General features: G+C 69.5%; 20 protein-coding genes. 8 read left to right on the top strand and 12 right to left on the bottom strand.

Annotated elements, in window-relative coordinates:
• The first annotated feature begins 44 nt into the window (after positions 1 to 44).
• The 3 genes from aceB to ACFWBY_RS31285 all read left to right on the top strand — a co-directional run bounded on the left by aceB (position 45) and on the right by ACFWBY_RS31285 (position 3,881).
• Positions 45 to 1,664, top strand: coding sequence for a malate synthase A (gene aceB / locus ACFWBY_RS31295; protein WP_385335939.1), 1,620 nt, complete (start codon positions 45 to 47; stop codon positions 1,662 to 1,664).
• A gap of 339 nt (positions 1,665 to 2,003) precedes the next feature.
• Complete coding sequence (locus tag ACFWBY_RS31290; protein ID WP_385335940.1) at positions 2,004 to 3,197, top strand: hypothetical protein; 1,194 nt, start codon at positions 2,004 to 2,006, stop codon at positions 3,195 to 3,197.
• A 72-nt stretch (positions 3,198 to 3,269) separates the two neighbouring features.
• A complete protein-coding gene (locus ACFWBY_RS31285) occupies positions 3,270 to 3,881 on the top strand; it encodes a 3'-5' exoribonuclease domain-containing protein (RefSeq protein WP_385335942.1) in 612 nt (203 codons plus the stop codon).
• A 23-nt stretch (positions 3,882 to 3,904) separates the two neighbouring features.
• Here the strand turns inward: ACFWBY_RS31285 and ACFWBY_RS31280 are convergent, their stop codons facing one another.
• From ACFWBY_RS31280 to ACFWBY_RS31240, 9 genes are all read right to left on the bottom strand, one after another.
• The gene (locus ACFWBY_RS31280; RefSeq protein WP_385335944.1) at positions 3,905 to 4,255 is read right to left on the bottom strand and encodes a CorA family divalent cation transporter; all 351 of its coding nucleotides are present in this window, start codon (positions 4,253 to 4,255) and stop codon (positions 3,905 to 3,907) included.
• Between the two features lie 47 nt (positions 4,256 to 4,302).
• Positions 4,303 to 4,665, bottom strand: coding sequence for a CorA family divalent cation transporter (locus tag ACFWBY_RS31275; RefSeq protein ID WP_385335946.1), 363 nt, complete (start codon positions 4,663 to 4,665; stop codon positions 4,303 to 4,305).
• 873 nt (positions 4,666 to 5,538) lie between these two features.
• Positions 5,539 to 6,930: a nucleobase:cation symporter-2 family protein gene (locus tag ACFWBY_RS31270; protein ID WP_385335948.1), complete on the bottom strand. Its 1,392-nt coding sequence runs from the start codon at positions 6,928 to 6,930 to the stop codon at positions 5,539 to 5,541.
• A 413-nt stretch (positions 6,931 to 7,343) separates the two neighbouring features.
• Positions 7,344 to 8,747, bottom strand: coding sequence for an 8-oxoguanine deaminase (locus ACFWBY_RS31265; protein ID WP_385335950.1), 1,404 nt, complete (start codon positions 8,745 to 8,747; stop codon positions 7,344 to 7,346).
• 189 nt (positions 8,748 to 8,936) lie between these two features.
• Positions 8,937 to 9,860, bottom strand: a complete 924-nt coding sequence (gene pucL, locus ACFWBY_RS31260) for a factor-independent urate hydroxylase (protein WP_385335952.1) — start codon at positions 9,858 to 9,860, stop codon at positions 8,937 to 8,939.
• Between the two features lie 6 nt (positions 9,861 to 9,866).
• Positions 9,867 to 10,259 carry a hydroxyisourate hydrolase gene (uraH, locus tag ACFWBY_RS31255; RefSeq protein WP_385335954.1) on the bottom strand — a complete coding sequence of 131 codons (393 nt, stop codon included), beginning with the start codon at positions 10,257 to 10,259 and terminating at the stop codon, positions 9,867 to 9,869.
• An 8-nt stretch (positions 10,260 to 10,267) separates the two neighbouring features.
• Positions 10,268 to 10,783: a 2-oxo-4-hydroxy-4-carboxy-5-ureidoimidazoline decarboxylase gene (gene uraD, locus ACFWBY_RS31250; protein ID WP_385335956.1), complete on the bottom strand. Its 516-nt coding sequence runs from the start codon at positions 10,781 to 10,783 to the stop codon at positions 10,268 to 10,270.
• A 152-nt stretch (positions 10,784 to 10,935) separates the two neighbouring features.
• On the bottom strand, positions 10,936 to 11,334 hold the full coding sequence (locus ACFWBY_RS31245) for a helix-turn-helix domain-containing protein (protein WP_385335958.1): 399 nt from the start codon (positions 11,332 to 11,334) through the stop codon (positions 10,936 to 10,938).
• Complete coding sequence (locus ACFWBY_RS31240; RefSeq protein ID WP_385335960.1) at positions 11,331 to 11,582, bottom strand: thiamine-binding protein; 252 nt, start codon at positions 11,580 to 11,582, stop codon at positions 11,331 to 11,333. The genes ACFWBY_RS31245 and ACFWBY_RS31240 overlap by 4 nt, the downstream gene beginning before the upstream one ends.
• 126 nt (positions 11,583 to 11,708) lie before the next feature.
• Between ACFWBY_RS31240 and ACFWBY_RS31235 the strand changes: the two genes are divergently transcribed.
• From ACFWBY_RS31235 to ACFWBY_RS31225, 3 genes are all read left to right on the top strand, one after another.
• Positions 11,709 to 12,542 (top strand): TIM barrel protein, encoded by an 834-nt coding sequence (locus tag ACFWBY_RS31235; RefSeq protein WP_385335962.1) that lies wholly within the window; start codon positions 11,709 to 11,711, stop codon positions 12,540 to 12,542.
• A gap of 74 nt (positions 12,543 to 12,616) precedes the next feature.
• Positions 12,617 to 13,516: a 2-hydroxy-3-oxopropionate reductase gene (locus ACFWBY_RS31230; protein ID WP_385335964.1), complete on the top strand. Its 900-nt coding sequence runs from the start codon at positions 12,617 to 12,619 to the stop codon at positions 13,514 to 13,516.
• Positions 13,517 to 13,761: 245 nt separating this feature from the next.
• Positions 13,762 to 15,219, top strand: a complete 1,458-nt coding sequence (locus ACFWBY_RS31225; protein ID WP_385336063.1) for a catalase — start codon at positions 13,762 to 13,764, stop codon at positions 15,217 to 15,219.
• 936 nt (positions 15,220 to 16,155) lie between these two features.
• Here ACFWBY_RS31225 and gcl read toward each other — a convergent pair.
• The gene (gene gcl / locus ACFWBY_RS31220; RefSeq protein WP_385335966.1) at positions 16,156 to 17,943 is read right to left on the bottom strand and encodes a glyoxylate carboligase; all 1,788 of its coding nucleotides are present in this window, start codon (positions 17,941 to 17,943) and stop codon (positions 16,156 to 16,158) included.
• A gap of 257 nt (positions 17,944 to 18,200) precedes the next feature.
• On the opposite strand from gcl, the gene ACFWBY_RS31215 reads away from it, so the two are divergent.
• Together ACFWBY_RS31215 and ACFWBY_RS31210 are read left to right on the top strand one after the other, a co-directional pair.
• Complete coding sequence (locus tag ACFWBY_RS31215; protein ID WP_385335968.1) at positions 18,201 to 19,091, top strand: hypothetical protein; 891 nt, start codon at positions 18,201 to 18,203, stop codon at positions 19,089 to 19,091.
• Between the two features lie 40 nt (positions 19,092 to 19,131).
• Entirely contained in the window at positions 19,132 to 19,626 is a 495-nt protein-coding gene (locus tag ACFWBY_RS31210) for a glutathione peroxidase (RefSeq protein ID WP_385335969.1), read from the top strand.
• Positions 19,627 to 19,792: 166 nt separating this feature from the next.
• Here the strand turns inward: ACFWBY_RS31210 and ACFWBY_RS31205 are convergent, their stop codons facing one another.
• On the bottom strand, positions 19,793 to 21,499 hold the full coding sequence (locus tag ACFWBY_RS31205; protein ID WP_385335971.1) for an AMP-binding protein: 1,707 nt from the start codon (positions 21,497 to 21,499) through the stop codon (positions 19,793 to 19,795).
• Positions 21,500 to 21,544: 45 nt separating this feature from the next.
• Entirely contained in the window at positions 21,545 to 22,702 is a 1,158-nt protein-coding gene (locus tag ACFWBY_RS31200; protein WP_385335973.1) for a winged helix DNA-binding domain-containing protein, read from the bottom strand.
• Between the last annotated feature and the right edge of the window lie 193 nt (positions 22,703 to 22,895).

Below are 22,895 nucleotides of genomic sequence, written 5' to 3'. Positions count from 1 at the left end.
ATTCCCCGCGGCCGCCAGGCACCGCCGCTGAAGGAGTGACAGATATGTCCGCACCAGCGCCGTCATCGCTGGCCATCGTCGATGCCGAGCCCCTGCCCCGGCAGGACGAGGTCCTCACCGAAGCGGCACTCGCCTTCGTGGCCGAGCTCCACCGCCGGTTCGCCCCGCGCCGCGCGGAGCTCCTCGCCCTGCGCTCCGCGCGCCGCGCCGAGATCGCCCGCACCTCCACCCTCGACTTCCTCCCGGACACCGCACAGGTCCGCGAGGGCGACTGGAAGGTGGCGCCGGCCCCGGCCGCGCTGAACGACCGCCGTGTGGAGATCACCGGCCCGACGGACCGCAAGATGACCATCAACGCCCTGAACTCGGGCGCCAAAGTCTGGCTCGCGGACTTCGAGGACGCCTCCGCTCCCACCTGGGAGAACGTCGTCCTCGGCCAGCTCAACCTGATCGACGCCTACGAGCGCCGCATCGACTTCACCGACGCCCGCACCGGCAAGGCCTACGCCCTGAAGCCCGCCGCGGAACTCGCCACCGTCGTGATGCGCCCGCGCGGCTGGCACCTCGAGGAGCGCCACCTGCGCTTCGAGGGCGGCCCCACGTCCGGTTCGCTCGTCGACTTCGGCCTGTACTTCTTCCACAACGCGAAGCGTCTGATCGACCTCGGCAAGGGCCCGTACTTCTACCTCCCGAAGACCGAGTCGCACCTCGAGGCACGCCTCTGGAACGAGATCTTCGTCTTCGCCCAGGACTACGTCGGCATCCCGCAGGGAACGGTCCGCGCGACCGTCCTGATCGAGACCATCACCGCCGCGTACGAGATGGAAGAGATCCTCTTCGAGCTGCGCGACCACGCGGCGGGCCTGAACGCCGGCCGCTGGGACTACCTCTTCTCCATCGTCAAGAACTTCCGTGACGGCGGCGAGAAGTTCGTCCTTCCGGACCGCAACGCGGTGACGATGACCGCCCCGTTCATGCGCGCCTACACCGAGCTGCTGGTCAAGACCTGCCACAAGCGCGGCGCGCACGCCATCGGCGGCATGGCGGCCTTCATCCCGTCCCGCAAGGACGCCGAGATCAACAAGGTCGCCTTCGAGAAGGTCAAGGCCGACAAGGACCGCGAGGCCGGCGACGGCTTCGACGGCTCCTGGGTCGCACACCCCGATCTGGTCCCGATCGCGATGGCCTCCTTCGACGCGGTCCTCGGCGACAAGCCGAACCAGAAGGACCGCCTGCGCGAGGACGTCTCGGTGGCCCCGGGCGAGCTGATCGCGATCGACTCCCTGGACGCGAAGCCCACCTACGAGGGCCTGCGCAACGCGGTCCAGGTCGGCATCCGCTACATCGAGGCCTGGCTGCGCGGCCTCGGCGCCGTCGGCATCTTCGGCCTGATGGAGGACGCGGCCACCGCCGAGATCTCGCGCTCGCAGATCTGGCAGTGGATCAACGCCGGCGTCGTCTTCGAGAACGGCAAGCTCGCCACCGCCGACCTCACCCGCGAGGTCGCCGCCGCCGAACTCGCCGCGATCCGCGCCGAGGTCGGCGAGGAGGCCTTCGCTTCCGGAAAGTGGCAGCAGGCTCACGACCTCCTGCTCCAGGTCTCCCTGGACGCCGACTACGCCGATTTCCTCACCCTGCCGGCGTACGACCAGCTCATCGGCTGACCCACCCCGCCTCCGGCTGAAACGCACAGCAGCCGGGACCCGACCGCGCCCCCGAAGCCCTCCGGCTCCGGGGGCGCGGTCATGTGCGCGGTCATGTGCGGGCACGTGCGCCGTCAACTGCCCGGCGAGGGGCCGCCGGCGGGGTCGGCGACGGCCGGCCGGACCTCCGGGCCGAACGACCGATCGGTTGTTACTTGTTCGTAACTTGCCTGTACCTAGCGGTAACAACGCGCGGCGTGGGAACTTTCCGGATGCCACCGGCCGGAGGTAACCCCCACTTACCAGCCATGCATCGGAGTTGTTCCTGACTTCGCCATGGCCGACCGCAGGAGTTCCGCAGTGATCGGATTCCGCAACGACAGCACGAACCGGACCACCCGCAGTCGAGTGCGACGACTGGCCGGGATCGGGATGGCACTGCCGCTCGCCGCCGGGGCGCTGGCGGCCGGCGGGGCCGGAACGGCCGTGGCCGCGCCGGGGAACGGGCCCACCGCCGTGGTGTCCATGGGCGACAGCTACATCTCCGGCGAGGCAGGGCGCTGGAAGGGCAACAGCCTGACCAACACCGGGAGTCGGATCGGCACCGACCGGGCGTGGGTCAGCGGCAGCAGCTACGACCCCGGCAAGGTCTACGGGGCCACCGCCGGCGGCTGTCACCGGTCGGACTCCGCCGAGGTGAAGAGCGCCGGGGCCATCGCCGACGTCGCCGTCAACCTGGCCTGCTCCGGAGCGGTGTCGCAGAACGTCTTCCGCGCCTCCAACGGCGGCGTCGCCTTCAAGGGCGAGGCGCCGCAGGCCGATCAGCTCGCCGCCGTGGCCGCGAGCAACGACGTCAAGGTCATCGCGCTGTCCATCGGCGGGAACGACCTCGGGTTCGCCGACATCATCAAGGAGTGCGCGTACGACTTCATCATCTGGAACTCCTACTGCTACGACGACCAGCAGGAGGGCGTGAACCGGAAGATGGACGCCGTCATGGCGGACGTCGGCAAGTCCGTGGACGAGGTGCGGGCCGTCATGCGCGGCGCCGGGTACGCCGACTCCTCGTACCGGATCGTGCTGCAGTCCTACCCCTCGCCGATCCCGCGCGGGGCCGAGAACCGCTACACGCAGAGCGACTGGAGCCGGCTCAACAGCGGCGGCTGCCCGTTCTGGAACAGGGACTCCGACTGGGCGCGGGACTCGCTCGTGCCGCAGATCGCCGGTCGCCTCAAGGCAGTTGCCGCCGCCAAGGGCGCGCAGTTCCTGGACCTGAAGGACATGATGCAGGGCCGTGAGGTCTGCGCGAAGGCGAGCAAGCAGGTGACCTCCGCGGCGCCGGCTTCCGCGAAGACGAGCGAGTGGGCGCGCTGGATCGACAGCAGCGAGACGCAGGGCCTGATCCAGGAGTCCATGCACCCGAACTACTTCGGCCAGCTGGCGGCCGGGCGCTGCCTGGCGCTGGTCGTGGCGCAGCCGGCGGGCAGCGGCTTCGGCTGCAAGAACACCGCCGGGGCCGACCAGACCGGGATGTACCTGACCCCCGCCTCCTGACGGCCCCACCCCGCGGCCGCTGCACCGTAATTCGGATGATCGGCGCGGGTACGGGCCGGCATGCTCGCAGGCATGCCAGCCCGTACCGCGCGTCCCATCCGTCCCGACCGCCCGAACCTCTACATCTCCGTCGACGTCGAGGCCGACGGGCCCGTCCCGGGGCCCTATTCGATGATCAGCTTCGGCGCCGCCGTGGCGGGGCGGCAGGATGGCGCTTCGTATACGGCCGCCGATCCGCAGCGCGACACCTTCTACCGGGAGTTGCGCCCGATCAGCGACGCGTACGTGCCCGAGGCCCTCGCCGTCAGCGGCCTGGACCGGGACCGGCTGGTCCGGGAGGGCGCCGATCCTGCCGCGGCCATGGCCGAGTTCCGCACCTGGGTGCGGGAGGTGTCCGCGGAGGCGGGGGCGCAGCCGGTGATGTGCGCATACCCGGCTCCTTTCGACTGGACCTTCCTGTACTGGTACCTGATGAGCTTCGGCGGGGACAGCCCCTTCGGCCACTCCGGCTGTTTGGACATGAAGACCCTGTACGCGACGAAGGCGCGGGTGCCGCTGCGCGCCGCGGTCAAGGGCCGCATGCCCCGCGAACTGCTGTCGGAGCGGCGGCACACGCACCACGCCCTCGACGACGCCGTCGAACAGGCCGACCTCATGAGCAATCTGATGCTCTGGCAGACCTGACCGGCGGGGCGGCGTCAGCGGCGCTACAGACAGCCCTTGCGCCGCAAGTGGGAGAACATCGCGATGCCCGAACCCGCCACCAGGACGAGGAAGGCCGGCCATGCCCACACCAACTGGGTCTCCGGCTGATAGAAGTTCGCGGAGTAGATGCCGCCCAGCAGCGTGGGAATCATGAACACCACGAGCCAGGAGCTCACCCTGCGCGCCACCCGCGTCCCCCGGTAGAGGTCCACCGACTTCTTGTGGAGCAGGACCATTTCCTTCCGGTACCTGCGGAGTCCCAGGATGAAGGTGTGCAGTTCCTCGTTCGAGCACGCGTCGAGGTCCTTCGGGGACAGCCCGGTCAGGCTGGGGTGCACGGCTTTGTCCGACATGCCAATTTCCCTTTCTCTGCTCGCTGCCAACGTCCTGCGCCGCAGGCCTACAGCCAGCCCTTGCGCTTGACCGCGAAGAAGGTGGCCAGCGCGCTGGATGCCAGTACGGCGAGGAAGATCGGCCAGCCGTACTTGAACTGGAGTTCCGGCATGTGCTCGAAGTTGGAGCCGTAGAGCGACGCGAGAGCTCCGGGCACCACCGCGATCGCCGTCCAGGCGCTCACTTTCCGGGTTTCCACGGTGACCTCCAACTGGTCCTCGGTGATCTCCCGGATGTCTTCCATTTCCTTGTTCAGCCCGCGGATCTCCGCGTTGATCTCGCGGAGCAGCTCCACCTTCTGGGCGTGTTCTCCCACCGTCTCGACCGGCATGAGCTTGTCGTCGCGGTCCGTGGGCGTCGTATTGGTCATGGGGATTCCTCCTGTCAAGGCACGTCCCCCGGGCGGCACTTGGTGCGCACCCGTCGCCGCTCGGCGGATTCAGGACGTGCTTGGGGCGGTAAAGATGCGGTGAATGTGTTCGCTGAGATCGCTGAGAACAGTTGATGGAGCGGCACACGTCGGCAGCCGCGCGGCCCGGTCGAGAACCGTGACGTGCCGGGGCACGCCGGACCGGCGTCGGATGTGCATAAGAGAGCCGCGTCACGCGAAGGCGCTCGGTTCAGGCCCAGCAGCCCGATGGAAAAGGCCCGCTGAATCGACAGACGCGCCGTGGAGACGCCCCGCCGTGTGCGGCGGGCGTGCCGCTACTGCGGTACGTCAAGCGGGATCGGTGGCGTGTACGGCATGTGACTACTGCCACTAGGCACGCTGATCACCTCCCGCAAATCCAGGCGCGGCTTTTCCGCGCCTCAGACACGGTAAACGACAGGCAATGTGTTTACAAAGTCGGACAATGGCGTATCAGTCCGATCCGCCCCGTTAAACGGCGGAACCCGCCCCTGGCGGGCATCCGGTGTGATGCGTGATCAGGCGGCGGGGTCCGCGTCTTCGGGGGTGGGCGCGGCAAGGCTCCTGTCGTGACGCGCGGGCAACTCGCCACCGGACAGCGGAGGTTCGTCGAGCCCCGCGGTCCACGCCCGGCACGGCGCCGCCGCGGTGCGGGTTCCGTACGGTCACGGAGTCCGGTCGGGCAGACAGCGAGGCGCGGTCGCCGCGGACGAGGCGTACTCGTCCGCGGCAACCGCGCCCGCCTGCCTCGGGGGCCGGCTTCGTCTCCCCCCGACAACGCGGCCAGGTGCGGTGCCAGGCGTCGCGGGCCCGGCAAGATCCGAAAGAGACGGCCTAGTGCACCGGCACCGGGTCCGGGGCGGCCGCGGAGGCCGCGTCCTTCTTCGCGCCGAGGTGGTTGAAGGCCAGGTTCAGTGCGATGGCCACGACGCAGCCGGTGCTGATGCCGGAGTCCAGGACGACCAGCAGGTCGTCGGGGAAGGCGTGGTAGAAGCCGGGGGCCGCGATCGGGATCAGGCCGATGCCGAGGGCGGCGGCGACGATCAGGGCGTTCTCGCCCTTCTCCATGGCCGCGCCGGCCAACGTCTGGATGCCGCTGGCGGCCACCGAGCCGAACAGGACCACGCCCGCGCCGCCGAGGACCGGCAGGGGGACGACCCCGATGACGGAGGCGGCGACCGGGCACAGGCCGAGCAGGATCAGGATGCCGCCGCCGGCCGCGACGACGAACCGGCTGCGCACCTTGGTCATGGCGACCAAGCCGATGTTCTGCGCGAAGGCACTGCACATGAAGCCGTTGAACAGCGGGCTGACCGCGCTGCCGAGCGCGTCGGCGCGCAGGCCGCCCTCGATGGTCCTCGCGTCCGCGGGGCGGTCGACGATCTTGCCGAGGGCCAGGATGTCGGCGGTGGATTCGGTCATGCACACCAGCATCACGATGCACATGGAGACGATCGCGGCGACCTGGAACTGCGGGGCCCCGAAGTGGAACGGCGTCGGGAAGCCGATGAGGCCGGCGTTCGTGACGGCGTCGAAGTTCGTCATCCCCAGCGGCAGGGCGACGAGCGTGCCGGCGACCAGGCCGAGGAGGATGGAGATCTGCTGGAGGAAGCCGCGCAGGAACTTGCGCATCACGAGGACGATCGCGAGGGTGGCGGCGGCCAGGGCGATGTTCTTCACCGAGCCGTAGTCGGTGGCCGTGCGGTTGCCGCCCTGCGACCAGTTGAAGGCCACCGGGAGCAGCGAGACGCCGATCAGGGTGATGACCGTACCGGTGACGACCGGCGGGAAGAACCTGACCAGTCGGCCGAAGTAGGGGGCGGCGAAGAAGCCGAGGACGCCGGCGACGATGATCGCGCCGAAGATGACCGGGATGGCGTGGTCGCCTTCTCCCTTGCCTATGGCGATCATCGGGGTGACTCCGGCGAAGGAAACGCCGTTCACGAAGGGGAGTTTGGCGCCGATCTTCCAGAATCCGAGGGTCTGGAGGAGGGTGGCGAGTCCCGCGGTGAAGAGCGAGGCGCCCATCAGGAAGGCGGTCTCGGTCGCGGAGAGGCCGACGGCCGGGCCGACGATCATGGGCGGGGCGACCACACCGGCGTACATCGCCGCCACGTGCTGGAGGCCGCTCGTGAACATCTTCAGCGGGGGCAGGGTCTCGTCGACCGGGTGCTTCTCCACCGGTACTGCGACTGCGTTTTTGCGAAACCTGGGCGTCAGGGCCACGGCTTCCTCCGGTCGGTTATACACGTCGGCAGGGACGTGGGTGTCATGGAGGTGGTGCGAAAACGGTGCTGGTCGAGCCTTTGTCGAGTTGTGGGGTGGTGCTGGATGTCGCGCCCCAAGGGGTGCGGGAACGATTCGCCCGAGTCGTCTCCGCGGTGTGGCGGCGCGAGCCGTCGGCTGAGGTACGGCGCGTGCGCCGCGTGCGCCGCGGGAGAAGAGCTGGAGGTGCCGTGGCAGTGGCGTGGTTCACGGGCTGCGGCGCACGGGGCACGAGTCGCACGCAGGGCACGGTCACCGCTCCCGGAGGCGCCCTCGGAAAATCCTCGGGCGCTCCCGGGAACGGCTGCCGCGGACCCCGCTCGGGTCCGCGTCCGCCGGCCGGGGGCCGTCCCCCCCGGCCGGACTCCGGGGGATCAGGCCTGCGCGGAGATCCGCGCGAGGCGCTGGGCCTCTTCCCGCGTGGACACCGCGATGGCGTCCTCGTCGGCGAAGAGGAGGCGGTTGTTCTCGACGATCTGCTTGCCGTTGACCAGCGACAGGGTCACCGGGGCGGCCGCGCCGAAGACCAGTGCGGTGACCGGGTCCGCGATCGAGGAGTGCAGGAGGGTGCTCACGTTCCACATCACCAGGTCGGCGCACTTGCCGACCTCGAGCGAGCCGATGCTGTCGGCGCGGCCGAGGACCTGGGCGCCACCGTACGTACCCAGGCGCAGGGCCTGGCGCGCGTTGAGGGCGCGCTCGCGGTGGACCGGGTTGAGGCGGTTGATGAGGAGAGCGTTGCGCAGCTCGGTGTGCAGCTCACCGGACTCGTTGGAGGCGGTGCCGTCCACGCCGAGGCCGACCGGGACACCGGCGGCGAGCATGTCCGGGACGCGGGCGATACCGGCGGCCAGACGGGCGTTGGAGGACGGGCAGTGCGCGACACCGGTCTTGGTACGTGCGAACGCGGCGATGTCGGAGTCGTTCATGTGGACGCTGTGCGCCATCCACACGTCTTCGCCGAGCCAGCCGGTCGACTCGAAGTAGTCGGTGGGGCCCATGCCGAAGAGTTCCTTGCAGAACTGCTCTTCCTCGACGGTCTCCGAGCCGTGCGTGTGCATGCGCACACCCAGGCGGCGGGCCAGCTCGGCGCCCTGCCGCAGCAGCTCGGTGGAGACCGAGAAGGGGGAGCACGGGGCGACCGCGACCTGGGTCATCGAGTCGAAGGAGGCGTCGTGGTGCTTCTTGACGGTCGCCTCGGTGTCGGCCAGCGCGCCCTCGAGGGTTTCGACCGCGTGGTCCGGCGGCAGGCCGCCGTCCTTCTCGCTGCGGTCCATCGAACCGCGGGCGAGGGTGAAGCGGACGCCCATCTCGGACGCGGCGCGGATGATCGAGCCGGAGAGGTCGCCGGAGCCCTTGGGGAACACGTAGTGGTGGTCCATGGCGGTGGTGACACCGCCCTTGGCCATCGCGGCGAGGGATCCCTGCGCGGCCGTGTACGTCATCTGCTCGTCGATGCGAGCCCACGTCGGGTACAGCGCGACGAGCCAGTTGAACAGGTTGTGGTCGGTGGCCAGACCACGGGTGATCCACTGGTAGAAGTGGTGGTGGGTGTTGACCAGACCCGGGGTGACGAGGTGACCCGTGCCGTCGATGCGGCGGACCACATTGTCGAGGTTCTCGGGGGCCTTGCCCGCACCGATCGACTCGATTTTGTTGCCTGCGACGACCACGTAGCCCGAGGCGTACTCGGTGTCGTTCGCGTCAACGGTTGCAATCGCACAGTTCTCGATGACGATGCGCTCTACGGCGCTGCCAAGGGCTGCCGATGCTGCCATGGGACTTCCTCGTGCTTTCAGTGGCGGTGCGGGCACGGCAGGACCCAGGGGATTTGAGTGCCGGAGCCGGGGGCCTTGACAGCTGACAGTACTGCCGCCCGTGCGATGCGTCCGGGTGCCGATTCAGGAAGTTGAAGGGTGTCGCACCGTCCCGGGGCCACTGCGGAGCCCCGGGACGGGCGTGCCGCGTCAGAGGTTGGTCATGTCCACGGGGATACGGGCGTCGACACCGTCGCGAAGGACGGTCGCCTCGATCAGACCGTAGGGCCGGTCCGCCGCGAAGTACACCTCGTTGTCGTTCTTGAGGCCGAAGGGCTCCAGGTCGACGAGGAAGTGGTGCTTGTTCGGGAGCGAGAAGCGGACCTCGTCGATCTCCGAACGGTGGTTGATGATGCGCGAGCCCATCTGGTACAGGGTCTGCTGCAGCGAGAGGGAGTAGGTCTCGGCGAAGGCCTGCAGCATGTGCTTGCGGGTCTCGGCGTAGGACTTCTCCCAGTTGGGCATCCGCTGCTCGTCGTCCGACCAGGCGAAGCGCCAGCGAGCCGAAACCTGGGTCGCCAGGATGCGGTCGTAGGCCTCCTTCAGGGTCGTGTACTTGTCCTTCACGTAACCCCAGAACTCGGAGTTCGTGGAGTTCATGACGACCAGGTCCTTGAGGCCGGAGATGACCTCCCAGTTCTTGCCGTCGTACGTGATCTGGGTGACGCGGGTCTCCATGCCCTGGCGGACGAAGGAGTGGTTCACCTCGTCGGAGCCGATGAACTTGGAGTTGGCGTCCGAGGTGGCGATCCGGTCCCAGGAGTACTCCTCGATCCGGATGCGCGCCTTCTGGATCGGCTCCTGGCTGTTGACGAACCAGCGCGCCAGGTGGATGCCGAACTGCTCGGCGGACTCGATGCCGTACTCCTTGGCGAACGCGTACACCGTGTTCTTGGTGGTGTCCGTCGGCAGGACGTTGGCGTTCGAGCCGGAGTAGTGGACGTCGTCCATGTCACCCGAGAGGGCGACCGAGACGTTCAAATCCTTGATGTGGTGGGTGTCGCCGTCCCGCGTGATCTTGACTACGCGGTTCTCTGCTTTGCCGTACTGGTTCTGGCCGAGAATCGTGGGCATGGTCTGCTAGCTCCCTCGGTAAACGGAGTAGCCGAACGGGTTGAGCAGCAGCGGTACGTGGTAATGCTCGCCCGGGTCCACCGCGAAGGTGATGGTGACCTCGGGGAAAAACGCAACGCTGTCCCTTACGCGGGGGGCGTCCTGCTGTGCCTCGGCGGCTTGCTTCTTGGCGAAGTACGTCTCGGTCTCGAAGTCGAGGCGTACGTGGGTGGTGCCCTCCGGCAGAGCCGGCAGGTCCTTGCAGCGCCCGTCCGCATCGGTCGCGGAGCCGCCCAGGGCCGCCCACTCGCCGGCCAGGCCCGTGCGGGCCGACAGGGAGATGGCGACGCCTTCGGCGGGCTTCCCGATGCTGGTGTCCAGGATGTGCGTGGACACCGACGCTGTGGTCTCAGTGCTCATGCTCGGTCTTACTCCCCTTCTGCGGATTCCACGAGACGGGTCAGGCGGATCCGGTTGATCTTGACGAGCTCGCCGCGGGCGATCTCCCGCTCCTGCTCCGGCGAGTTGCCGATCCGGACCTTGACCGCGTCCCGCATGAACTCACCGGTCGCACCGGTGGCGCAGATGAGGAAGACGTGGCCGAACTTGTCCTGGTAGGCCAGGTTCAGTTCGAGGAGCTCGGTCTTGAGCTCCTGCGAGGCGCCGGCCATGCCACGCTGCTCGCGGGCGGAGGTCGGGTCTCCCGGCTTCGGCCGGCCGATCGGCGCGTGGCCCCCCATCGCCTCGGCGAGGTCCTCGGCGGTGAGCTCGGCCATGGCGGCCTCGTTCGCGGAGAACAGGGATTCGGCGCTCGCGAAGGGGCGCTGGGCGAGCAGCTTGCTCCCCCATGCCGAGCTGGCGCACACCTCGTGCAGCTCGGCCGTGGCCGCGCTTTCGTCCAAGGTGTTGAACCGGGTGAGACCCGGGGTCGGACTCGAAGTCACGGTAGGCCTCCGTGGCCTTGTTGCTTAGACGGGCTGGGCATAGCTAACGCCCTCGACAACACGGCGTCAACACTTTGTTGAAACTTCCCGTACACAAAAGCCGCCGCCCGGGTGAATTGGGCGGCGGCTCCTCACCGTGGGTCAAGAACGCTTCACTCTTGGTTGGACTTGCGCGTCTCTTTGGGAGGGTTCGAGTCCCTGTTCAAGTAGTTGTAGACCGTGAAGCGGCTGACACCCAGGGCTCCCGCGACCGTCTCCACGCCGTGCCTCACGGAAAAGGCGCCGCGCGCCTCGAGTATCCGCACGGTGTCCTGCTTGGACTTCCGGTCGAGCTGGGACAACGGTACGCCGTGGCGCCGCTCCAGGGCGGCCAGGATGCGGTCCAGCGAGTCGGAGAGCTGCGGCAGCCGCACGGCCAGCACGTCCTGGCCCTCCCAGGCCAGCACGACGTCGTCGGGCTGCGCCAGGGCCGGATCCATGAGCTCGCCGCCCATCGCGTCCACCAGGGGCTTGACCGCGGCGACGAAGGGGTGGTCGCGGGGCTCGGTCATGGGGTCTCCTCCCGGATCACGTTCACCTGGAGCGAGACGCGCGTGGCTCCGGCTTCCAGCGAGTCGCGCAGCAGCGCGGTGACCGCGCTCAGCACCTCGCCGGCCTCCCCCTCCGCGGTGTTGCCGAAGGGGCCGACGTCCACCGCGTCCAGTTGGGCCTTCTGGATGACCTCGCGAGCGGCCACTGCGTGGGCGGGGGCCTCTTCGAGATCGAAGGGCTCGGTCGTGAACTCCACTCTCAATCGCACGCGGCTCAAGCTACCCCGCAGTCCGGACTTTTCGGCAGTCGGCACTTGACAAGTGAGACACCGGGCTTGCAGTCTTCCATCAGGCAGAAACTAACTTCCGCAATACGGAAGGAGCGCACACCCCTCATGGGATACACGGACCAGCGCTTCGATGTGAATCTTTCGATCCTCTTCACGGAACTCCCGCTCCTGGAGCGTCCCGCGGCCGCGGCCGCAGCGGGCTTCACGGCGGTCGAGCTGTGGTGGCCCTGGATCGAGACCCCCACTCCCGCCCGGGCGGAGCTCGACGCACTCAAGAAGGCTCTTGAGGACGCCGGCACACAACTGGTGGGCTTGAACTTCTACGCCGGCCGGCTGCCGGGCCCGGACCGCGGTGCGGTCTCGGTCCCCGGGGAGGAGTCGGACCGCTTCAACGCCAACATCAACGTGGCCGCGGACTTCGCGGCCTCGGTGGGCTGCAAGGCGCTGAACGCCCTCTACGGCAACCGCGTCGAAGGCGTGGACCCCGCGGTCCAGGACGAGCTCGCCCTGGAGAACCTGGTCGCCGCGGCCCGGGCCGCGGACCGCGTCGGCGCGATCCTCCTGATCGAGACCCTCAACAAGCCCGAGTCGCCGCTCTACCCGCTGGTGAGCGCCCCGGCCGGCATCGAGGTAGTGGACAAGGTGAACGAGGCCACCGGCCTCGGGAACGCCAAGTTCCTGCTCGACCTGTACCACCTGGCGATGAACGATGAGGACCTCTCCGAGGTCATCGAAAAGTACGCCGCCAAGACCGGACACGTCCAGATCGCGGACAAGCCGGGACGAGGTGCCCCCGGCACCGGCGACCTGCCCCTCGACGAGCTGCTCGACCAGCTCCGGAAGGCCGGTTACCAGGGCTTCGTCGGTCTCGAGTACAAGGCCGCCGACGCCGCCGCCTCCTTCGCATGGCTGCCGGCCGAGGCCCGCGCCGCGCGGTAGGCGCAAAAGTCCGGGCGAACAGCCAGGCACCACACGAACTTTTCGTACAAAGCATTAAGAGAAGGACCCTCATCATGAGCAACCCCGCTGCGCTCCCGAAGATCGCCTGGATCGGTCTCGGCATCATGGGCTCCCCCATGGCCGAGAACCTCCTGAAGGCCGGCTACTCGGTCACCGGCTTCACGCTGGAGCAGGACAAGCTGGACCGCCTGGCCGCGGCCGGCGGCTCCGCCGCCGGTTCGATCGCCGCCGCCGTCGCGGACGCCGACGTCATCATCACGATGGTGCCCGCCTCCCCGCAGGTCGAGGCCATCTCCTACGGCGAGAACGGCATCCTCGAGAACGCGAAGTCCGGCGCGCTGATCATCGACATGTCGTCGATCACCCCGCAGACCTCCGTCGACCTGGCGAAGAACGCCGCCGCCAAGGGCATCCGCGTCATCGACGCCCCCGTCTCCGGCGGCGAGGCCGGCGCCATCGAGGCCGTCCTGTCGATCATGGTGGGTGGCGAGCAGGCCGACTTCGACGAGGCCCTGCCGGTCCTCGAGGCCCTCGGCAAGACCATCGTCCTGTGCGGCCCGCACGGCTCCGGCCAGACGGTCAAGGCCGCCAACCAGCTCATCGTCGCCGTGAACATCCAGGCGTGCGCCGAGGCCGTGGTCTTCCTCGAGAAGTCCGGCGTGAACCTCGCCGCGGCCCTGGACGTCCTCAACGGCGGTCTGGCCGGCTCCACGGTCCTGACCCGCAAGAAGGACAACTTCCTGAACCGCGACTTCAAGCCCGGTTTCCGGATCGACCTGCACCACAAGGACATGGGCATCGTCACGGACGCCGCCCGCAACGTCGGTGCGGCCCTCCCGGTCGGCGCGGTGGTCGCCCAGCTGGTGGCCTCGCTGCGCGCCCAGGGTGACGGCGGCCTGGACCACTCCGCGCTGCTGCGCGCGGTCGAGCGCCTCTCCGGCGCCCAGATCTGAGCCTCGCTCCGATCGGCGGCCCGCCCGCCGGGCCCCACCCCTCCCCGTTCGCGGGGACCCGAGTCTCCGGATGGTGCCGGCGCTGACACCTGTCCTGTCGCGCCCAAGCGCCGGCACCGTCCGGATCACCTCTCCCTCCCTCTTTCTTTTCAACAAACTGTTGACGTCGAGTTCCTGCCGAATTTAGGCTGTTCCGCATGACGGAAGCCGAATTCCGTCAGCAGTTCCCCGTACGGAAGGTCACCATGTCGAAGCGCACGCTGACGACCGAGTCTGGCGCCCCGGTCGCCGACAACCAGAACTCCGCTACCGCCGGCGTCGGTGGCCCGATCCTGGTCCAGGACCAGCAGCTCCTTGAGAAGCTCGCCCGCTTCAACCGCGAGCGCATCCCGGAGCGCGTGGTGCACGCCCGCGGCTCGGCCGCGTACGGCTACTTCGAGGTGACCGACGACGTCACCGGGTACACCAGCGCCGCGTTCCTGAACACGGTCGGCAAGAAGACCGAGACCTTCCTGCGGTTCTCCACCGTGGCCGACTCGCTGGGCGGCGCGGACGCGGTCCGCGACCCGCGCGGCTTCGCGCTGAAGTTCTACACCGAGGAGGGCAACTACGACCTCGTCGGCAACAACACCCCGGTGTTCTTCATCAAGGACCCGATCAAGTTCCCCGACTTCATCCACTCGCAGAAGCGCGACCCCTTCACGGGCAAGCAGGAAGCGGACAACGTCTGGGACTTCTGGGCGCACGCCCCCGAGGCGACGCACCAGATCACCTGGCTGATGGGTGACCGCGGCATCCCGGCGTCGTACCGTCACATGAACGGCTACGGCTCCCACACGTACCAGTGGACCAACGCCCAGGGCGAGGCCTTCTTCGTCAAGTACCACTTCAAGACGAACCAGGGCATCCGCTGCCTGTCCTCGGAGCAGGCCGCCGAGATCGCGGGCAAGGACGGCAACACGCACCAGACCGACCTGCTGCAGGCGATCGAGCGCGGCGTGAACCCGAGCTGGACCCTCTACGTCCAGGTCATGCCGGCCGCGGAGGCCGCGGACTACCGCTTCAACCCCTTCGACCTCACCAAGGTGTGGCCGCACAGCGACTACCCGCTGCAGCGCGTGGGCCGTCTGGTCCTCGACCGCAACCCGGACAACGTCTTCGCCGAGGTCGAGCAGTCCGCCTTCTCCCCGAACAACTTCGTCCCGGGCATCACCGCCTCGCCGGACAAGATGCTCCAGGGCCGCCTCTTCGCCTACGCCGACGCCCAGCGCTACCGCCTCGGTGTGAACCACACCCTGCTGCCGGTCAACGCCCCGAAGGCGACGAAGGCCGAGAACTACGGCCGCGACGGCGTCATGGCGCTGCGCAACGGCTCGCGCCACGACAAGAACTACGAGCCCAACTCCTACCAGGGCCCGGCCGAGACCGGCCTGGCGCTGGGCGCCCCGAAGGCCGTCTCCGGCTACACGGGCACCCACGAGGCCCCGGCCCACACCAAGGACGACGACTTCTTCCAGGCCGGTGAGCTCTACCGCCTGATGTCGGAGGCCGAGAAGCAGCGTCTGGTGGCGAACATCGCCGGCGGCCTGTCCCAGGTCACCCTCGAGGACGTCATCGAGAAGAACCTCGCTCACTTCCACGCCGCGGACGCCGACTACGGCAAGCGCGTCGAGGAGGCCGTTCGCGCCCTGCGCGACGCCTGAGCCCACAGCTGTACCGGGAGCCTGACGGGAGGTCGGGTTCCGGGTGCTGAGCCCACACCGCGGACCCGGATGAGGGGTGGTACGCGGTGAGGGCGCACTGCGCCGGCCGATAGGGCCGGCGCCGCGTGAGGACCGTGGCGAGCGTGCGAGCCAGTGCGGTGGTAATGGGTTCCGAGGCCCGTCTTTCGACCTGAGGGAGACGAAGCCGGAGTTCTCGTCGCCGCTCGCCACGGTCCCGGCGAATCCTCTCCACGGGGGCCGCGCACGGGGCCCCTACAGAGAGGACAACCTCCCTCCACCTTCTCCGCCCGGCGGTGCGAACGTCCTGTCGCGCCAGCCTCGTACCGTCGGGCGGTATCAGCAGCACACACTCGAAGAGCCGAGTCACGGACGGTCCCGTGACCCGGCTCTTCGTCATGCCCGGCCCGTGGAGTCGGGAGACCGTCCGGAGCCGCGCCCCAGGGGGCCCGAGGGCCGTGCGCGGTCCGGTCGGACGCCGCGCGGACCACGTACCGCTGTACGCCGCCTCGCGCGCTCCGGTGCACGGGTCCTTGGGCCCGGCTTCCTCAGCGCTGCCGTCCCAGGCGACCCGATGCCCGCGCCGAGCGCGTACGCGGCCCTGCGGCCTCCCCGGGCCCAGGAAGCACCCGGGCACCGGGGCGGCGGGCCACCAAGACCCAGCCGCGGGGCGTCGCGCAGCCGGGACGGGGCCACGCACAGGGCGCCTCTCCGGCGCCGGCTCGGACGGACGGCCGGGGCGGGGGTGCGGCGCGCAGGCCGCGGGGCGCCACGACAGGGCATCGGGCAGGTCCCGCCGGGGCGGGACCACTGGGACCACTGCCGACGGAACCCGGACCCGTAGCAGACGCACGACGGCCCCCGCTCCTCCTGGCGGAGGGGCGGGGGCCGTCGCGGTGGTGCTGGATCAGCCTGGCCTCAGACGGCCAGCCGGCGGATCGCGGTCGGGGCGTGGCCCGGCTCGGTCGCGAGCTCCTCGAACTCGGTGACGTCGCTCATGTCGACCGTCTTGCTCATCGAGATGTTCGTGACGCGCTCCAGGATGGCCTCGACGACGACCGGGACCTGGAACTCCTGGGCCAGCTTCTTGGCCTGCTCGAAGGCGGCGCCCAGCTCGTTGGGGTCGGTGACGCGGATCGCCTTGACGCCCAGGCCCTCGGCGACCTTGACGTGGTCGACGCCGTAGACGCCGATCTCCGGGGTGTTGATGTTCTCGAATTCGAGGTTGACCTCGAAGTTGATGCCCAGACCGCCCTGCGCCTGACGGATCAGCCCCAGGTAGGCGTTGTTCACGAGGACGTGGACGTAGGGGACCTTGTGCTGCGCGGCGACCGCGAGCTCCTCGATCATGAACTGGAAGTCGTAGTCGCCGGACAGCGCGACGATCGGGGTCTGCGGGTCCGCGGTGGCGGCACCGATGGCGGCCGGGATGGTCCAGCCGAGCGGCCCGGCCTGGCCGCAGTTGATCCAGTTGCGCGGCTTGTAGACGTGCAGCATCTGCGCACCGGCGATCTGGGACAGACCGATGGTGGTGACGTAGCGGGTCTCCGGGCCGAAGGCCTTGTTCATCTCCTCGTAGACGCGCTGCGGCTTCATGGGGATGTTGTCGAAGTGCGTACGGCGCAGCAGCGTGGCCTTGCGCTCCTGGGCGGAGGCGGCCCAGGCACTGAAGTCGGGCAGTTTGCCCTCGGCCTTGAGCTCCTTCGCGATCTCGATGAAGAGCTCCAGGGCCGCCTTCGCGTCCGAGGCGATGCCGAAGTCCGGGGCGAAGATCTTGCCGATCTGGGTCGGCTCGATGTCGACGTGGACGAACTTGCGGCCCTTGGTGTAGGCCTCGAGGTTGTAGCCGGTGTGGCGGTTGGCCCAGCGGTTGCCGATGCCGAGGACGAAGTCCGACTCGAGGAAGGTCGCGTTGCCGTAGCGGTGCGAGGTCTGGACACCGACCATGCCGGCGGCCAGCTCGTGGTCGTCCGGGATCGTGCCCCAGCCCATGAGGGTGGAGATGACCGGGACGCCGGTCAGCTCGGCGAACTCGACCAGTAGGTCTGAGGCGTCGGCGTTGATGATGCCGCCGCCGGAGACGATGAGCGGACGCTCGGACGCCAGCAGGAACTGCAGGGCCTTGGCGGCCTGGGCGCGGGTGGCGCGCGGCTTGTAGACCGGCAGCGGGGCGTAGGTCTCGGGGTCGAACTCGATCTCGGTCAGCTGGACGTCGATCGGGAGGTCGATCAGGACCGGGCCCGGACGGCCGGAGCGCATCAGGTGGAACGCCTCCTGGAACACGCCCGGAACCTGGGCGGCCTCCAGGACGGTCGTGGCCTTCTTGGTGACCGGCTTGGCGATCGAGGCGATGTCGACGGCCTGGAAGTCCTCCTTGTGGAGCTTCGAGACCGGAGCCTGACCGGTGATGCACAGGATCGGGATCGAGTCCGCGATCGCGGAGTACAGGCCGGTGATCATGTCGGTACCGGCCGGGCCCGAGGTACCGATGCAGACACCGATGTTGCCCGCCTTGGCACGCGTGTAGCCCTCGGCCATGTGCGAAGCACCCTCGACGTGGCGGGCCAGCGTGTGCTTGATCCCGCCCACGTTCTTGAGCTCGCGGTAGAACGGGTTGATCGCAGCACCGGGGACGCCGAACGCTTGTTCGACACCCTCGAGCTTGAGGATCTCCACTGCAGCGGCGGCGGCTGTCATACGAGGCATCGACTTCTCCTGCGGGTCTGGCGGGTCAGGCTTTTCCGTAATCCGGAAGTTTTGTTCTGCTATACGGAACAAGCTAAGTGGCGACTCCGCACACGTCAAGGCGGTGGGGCAGCCAGGAACCCACCAAAAGCCGCGTCTCGGTCGGTGAGTTGTACGAAAACCCAGGGCTCGGCTGAAAATCTGCGGTCCGCCCGCCCCCGTCGTGGCGTGTGGTGGAGCATGGCTTCACGCACAGCGACGGAGGGGGTCCAGTTCCCATGGCGGATGCGGTACCGGTGCGCTGCCCGGCGTGCCTGCGCGAGAACGACTACGTCACCCCTGTCTTCCCGTGCGCCTGCGGGACCCCGGTCATCCCGCCGCTGGACCTGGCGGCGCCGTCCCGGGAACTGACCCACCGCAACTGGTCCGAGGTGTGGGTGACCGTGCGGTGCGGGGCCTGCGGGCGGGAGAGCGACTGGCCGCATCCGGAGGTCGGGTGCGCCTCCTGCGGGACGGTGGTGCTCGTTCCGGTGCATCCGCCGGCTCCGGCGGTCGTCCGGACCCCGCCTCAGGCGCCCCTGACGTCTCCGGCTCCCCAGGGCCGCCAGACGCAGGATCCCGCCGGGCCCGCGGGAGGGGACGTACGGACGGAGTCGCGCGGAACCGCGCCCCACGGGCCGGTTGCGGGGAGCCCCGAGCACCCCGGGAGCGACCGCCCGTCCCAGGTGAGCGGCCGCCCGTCCCAGGGCAAGGGTCAGGGCCGGGGCGGTCAGCCGGTGCCGCGGCCCGCCTTCCGCCCCGTGACCATCCGCACCGCCCGGGACGCGGTGGCCACGGCCGCCCTGTACCTGCGCTGGCTCGGCTTCCAGGACGTGCGCCAGCCCGACGGCCGACCCATCCCCTCGGCGGCGGTCGACCTGCGGGCCCCGGGCCTGGTCGCCCAGGTGGACCCGACCACGGCGCCGGCCGGGGTGCGGGCCGTGGAGTGCGTCTGGCTGAACGGGCTCACGGCCTCGGCGACCAGCGTCTACTTCTCGCTCGCCGGATACACGCAGGACGCGCGCACGCGCGCGGACGAGCTGGGGATACCCCTCTTCGTCATGGACCTCACGGGCATGCCGCAGCCGGTCAACGACCCGGCGGACGGACTCATCGCCTCGGGGGCCTAGGCTCGGGGACCATTACCTGCCTTTTGCCGAGGAGAGCCAGATGAGCCTGTACGACATCCCGCTGACCACCCTGTCCGACGAGTCCACCAGCCTCGCCGCGTACAAGGGCAAGGCGATCCTGCTCGTGAACACCGCCTCCCAGTGCGGTCTCACCCCGCAGTACTCGGGTCTGGCCCGACTGCAGTTCAAGTACGAGGAGAAGGGCTTCACGGTCATCGGCGTCCCCTGCAACCAGTTCGGCGGGCAGGAGCCGGGCAACGCCGACGACATCCAGACGTTCTGCGCGGCCGGCTTCGGCGTCACGTTCCCGATGCTGGAGAAGTCCGAGGTCAACGGCGAGAACCGGCACCCGCTGTACCAGGAGCTGGTGAAGACCCCGGACGCCGAGGGCGAGGCCGGGGACATCACGTGGAACTTCGAGAAGTTCCTCATCTCGCCCGCCGGCGAGGTCGTGGGCCGCTTCCGCCCGCGCACCGAGCCGGAGGCCCCCGAGGTCATCGCGGCGATCGAGGCGCTGCTCCCCGCCTCCGCGTAGCCCGCGTCGGCCGGGGGTTCCGCGCGCGCGGCACGATCGCGCGGTCCGGCGGTCCGGCGGTCGGTACGGGGCCGCGCGCGGCCCCGTACCGGCCGAGGGGACGCGGCCGGGGTGTGCCCCCCCCTAGGCCCTGCCCCTCACCTGCCTCCACCTGCCCCTCATCCGCTCAGGTCAGCTCCGCTTCGTCGTACTCCCCCGCCGAGCCGGCCGCGGTGAGCTCCCGCAGCTCCACCCGGCGGATCTTCCCGGAGACGGTCTTGGGGAGCTCCGCGAATTCGATGCGGCGGATCCGCTTGTACGGGGACAGCACTGCCCGGGAGTGCTCGAAGAGCAGGCGGGCCGTTTCCGGCCCGGGCTGCCAGCCGGCGGCGAGCGTGACGTACGCCTTCGGGACGGCGAGGCGCAGCTCGTCCGGAGCCGGGACGACGGCGGCTTCGGCGACCGCCTCGTGTTCCAGCAGGGCGCTCTCCAGCTCGAACGGGCTGATCTTGTAGTCGGAGGCCTTGAAGACGTCGTCGGCCCGGCCCACGTAGGTCAAGTACCCCTCGGCGTCGCGCGAGGCGATGTCGCCGGTGCGGTAGAGCCCGCCGGCCATGGCCTCGGCAGTGCGCTCCGGGTCGTCGTGGTAGCCGGTCATCACCCCGGCGGGCCGGGGACCGAGGGCCACGCACAGCTCGCCCTCGTCGGCTGATTCCTTGCCGGTGACCGGGTCCAGCAGGACGATCTCGTAGCCGGGGGCGGGGCGGCCCATCGAGCCCGGTTTGACGCGAGCGCCCGGGAAATTGCCGGCCTGCAGGGTGGTCTCGGTCTGGCCGAAGCCGTCGCGGATGGTCACGCCCCACGCCTCGCGGACCTTCTCGATGACCTCCGGGTTGAGCGGCTCTCCGGCGGCGACGGCCTCGCGCGGCGGCGTGCGCAGCAGGGTGAGGTCGGACTGGATGAGCATCCGCCACACGGTGGGCGGGGCGCAGAAGGTGCTCACGCCGTGCCGGTCCATCTCGGCCATCAGCCGCTCGGGGTCGAAGCGCGCGTAGTTGTGCACGAAGACCGTGGCGCCGGCGTTCCACGGGGCGAAGAGGTTCGACCAGGCGTGCTTGGCCCAGCCCGGCGAGGCGATGTTGAGGTGCACGTCACCGGGGCGCAGCCCGAGCCAGTACATGGTGGAGAGGTGCCCGATCGGGTACGAGGCGTGCGTGTGCTCGACGAGTTTGGGCCGGGCGGTGGTGCCGGAGGTGAAGTACAGCATCAGCGGGTCGGTCGCGAGGGTCTCCCCGTCCGGGGTGAAGCGGCAGTCGGTGTCGTACAGGTCCTCCAGACGCCGCCACCCGGTGGGCACTTCGGCCCCGGCCGCGATCCGGGTGTACCCGCCGGGCACCTCGTCGAACTTGGCCGTGTCCTCGGACCGCGCGATGACGTGGCGCACGCGGCCGCGCTCCACCCGGTCGCGGAGGTCGGCGGCGCCGAGCAGCGGGGTGGCGGGGATGACGACGGCCCGCAGCTTCATGGCGGCGAGCATCACCTCCCACAACTCGCGCTGGTTGCCGAGCATGACCAGGATCCGGTCGCCGGCCCCGACGCCCTGGGCGCGCAGCCAGTTGGCTGCCGAGTCCGAGCGGACGCTCATCTCCCCGAAGGAGACGCCGCGGCTGGTGCCGTCCTCCTCGACGATCCGCAGGGCGTCCGCCGCGTTCCCGGTGGCGATGTGGTCGAACCAGTCGAGGGCCCAGTTGAAGCGCTCGGGACGGGGCCAGACGAATCCGGCGCGGGCGGCCTCGTAGTCCGCGCGGCGTTCGAGGAGGAAGTCTCGTGCCGCGAGGAACCGGGCGGTGGCGTCGGGGTTCGCGTACGGCGCGTGCGCCGTGTTCTCGGTCATGTCAGGCATCGTGCCGTGCCGGGTGCGGGCGTCACCAGAGCGGCGTCAGCCGCTGATTGACCCGAAGCGGACGGAGCCGGTGCCGAGCTCCCCGTCTGGGGCCATGGCGGCGATGAGGGCCTCTCCCTCGGCGACGATCTCCTCCTTGGACTCCTTGGACTCCTTGGACTCCTTGGACTGCCTTGACTCCTTGGACTGCTCGGAGGCGGCGGAGAACAGCTCGACGGTGAGCGTGTCGCCGTCCAGCTTCCAGAGCCCGGAGAGGAATCCGTCGACGAGCAGGGTGCAGTGGGCCTGGTTCCCCGACCAGGCCCGTCCCTTGAGCTCGGGCGGGACCACGCGCGCGCGGTCGGCGTGCGAGAGGAGCAGGTTGTCGAACTCGGGGAGGAAGCGCGGCGGGGCGGGCGTGGCGGCGTCGGGGCGCGGTGCGTCGGGCAGGTCGAAGAGCTCGACGCCGTTCTCGTCCTGGAAGACGACCAGCCGGGGCCGCAGTCGCTCGAACGCCTCGCGCAACCGGGTGAGGCCGGCCCAGGTCTGCATGTCCTTGACGGAGGCGGGCCCGAAGGCGCCGAGGTAGCGCAGCACGATGTCGTCCACGGCCACCGGGCCTTCGTCCCGGCCGTCGCCCACCCACTGCCCCAGCGTGGTGAGCCGGACCTGCCCGCTCTTGCCCCATACCCCGCGCGGGGTCACCTGGACGAGCGGCAGCCGGCAGCGCGCGGCGACGGACAGCGACTGCGGATCGGCGCCGGGCCACTCCTTGAGCAGCTCCTCGCGGATCTCCGCCATGGTGCGCGGCTCGGCCTCCACGAACGCCCGCGCCCGCTCGGCCAGCCGGTCCAGGTCCACTCCGGCCAGACCTTTGCGGAAGTAGTTGACCTCCCGGTCCCGGGCGGGCTGGACGAGGGGCCGCAGGGTGAGCGCGTCGTGGGCCGTGTGGGTGTGGATGGTGGACCTCATGGTGACGATCCGGACCGCGTCCCGGGACTCCATGAGCGAGGCGAGCTGGGCCGGCCGGAATCCGGCGAGGCGGGCATGGAGCTGGAAGTAGGGGGGCTTCACGTTCTGCGCCTGCAGCCCGAGCAGGTGCTCCACGGCGTCGGCCGCGGACATCTCGGCACGCGCCAGGAGCAGCTGACGGGCGAGCGTGGCACGGTTCAGCGAACGGGTATCGAGCACGGGGTGAGTCGTCCTGGAGGCCATGACGACAAACTAGCCCTCCATGCGGACACCTTCTGTCCTCAAGGGGATTACGGGCCCGCCTGTGGCAGGGAGAAGCGGAGCCGGGCCGACGGAGTGCGGGGCGGAGCGTGCCGCCGTAGCGGACTTCTTCGGGCCGCCTCGCGTTTACGAGCAACTGGAACCTCCCGGGGCCCCTTCGCCCGGATATCCTGCA

Origin of the sequence: Streptomyces sp. NPDC060049, assembly GCF_042736715.1 — a bacterium.
Lineage (GTDB): Bacteria > Actinomycetota > Actinomycetes > Streptomycetales > Streptomycetaceae > Streptomyces.
Note: the sequence above shows the minus strand (reverse complement) of the source record. Positions and strands in the feature narration are given on the sequence as shown.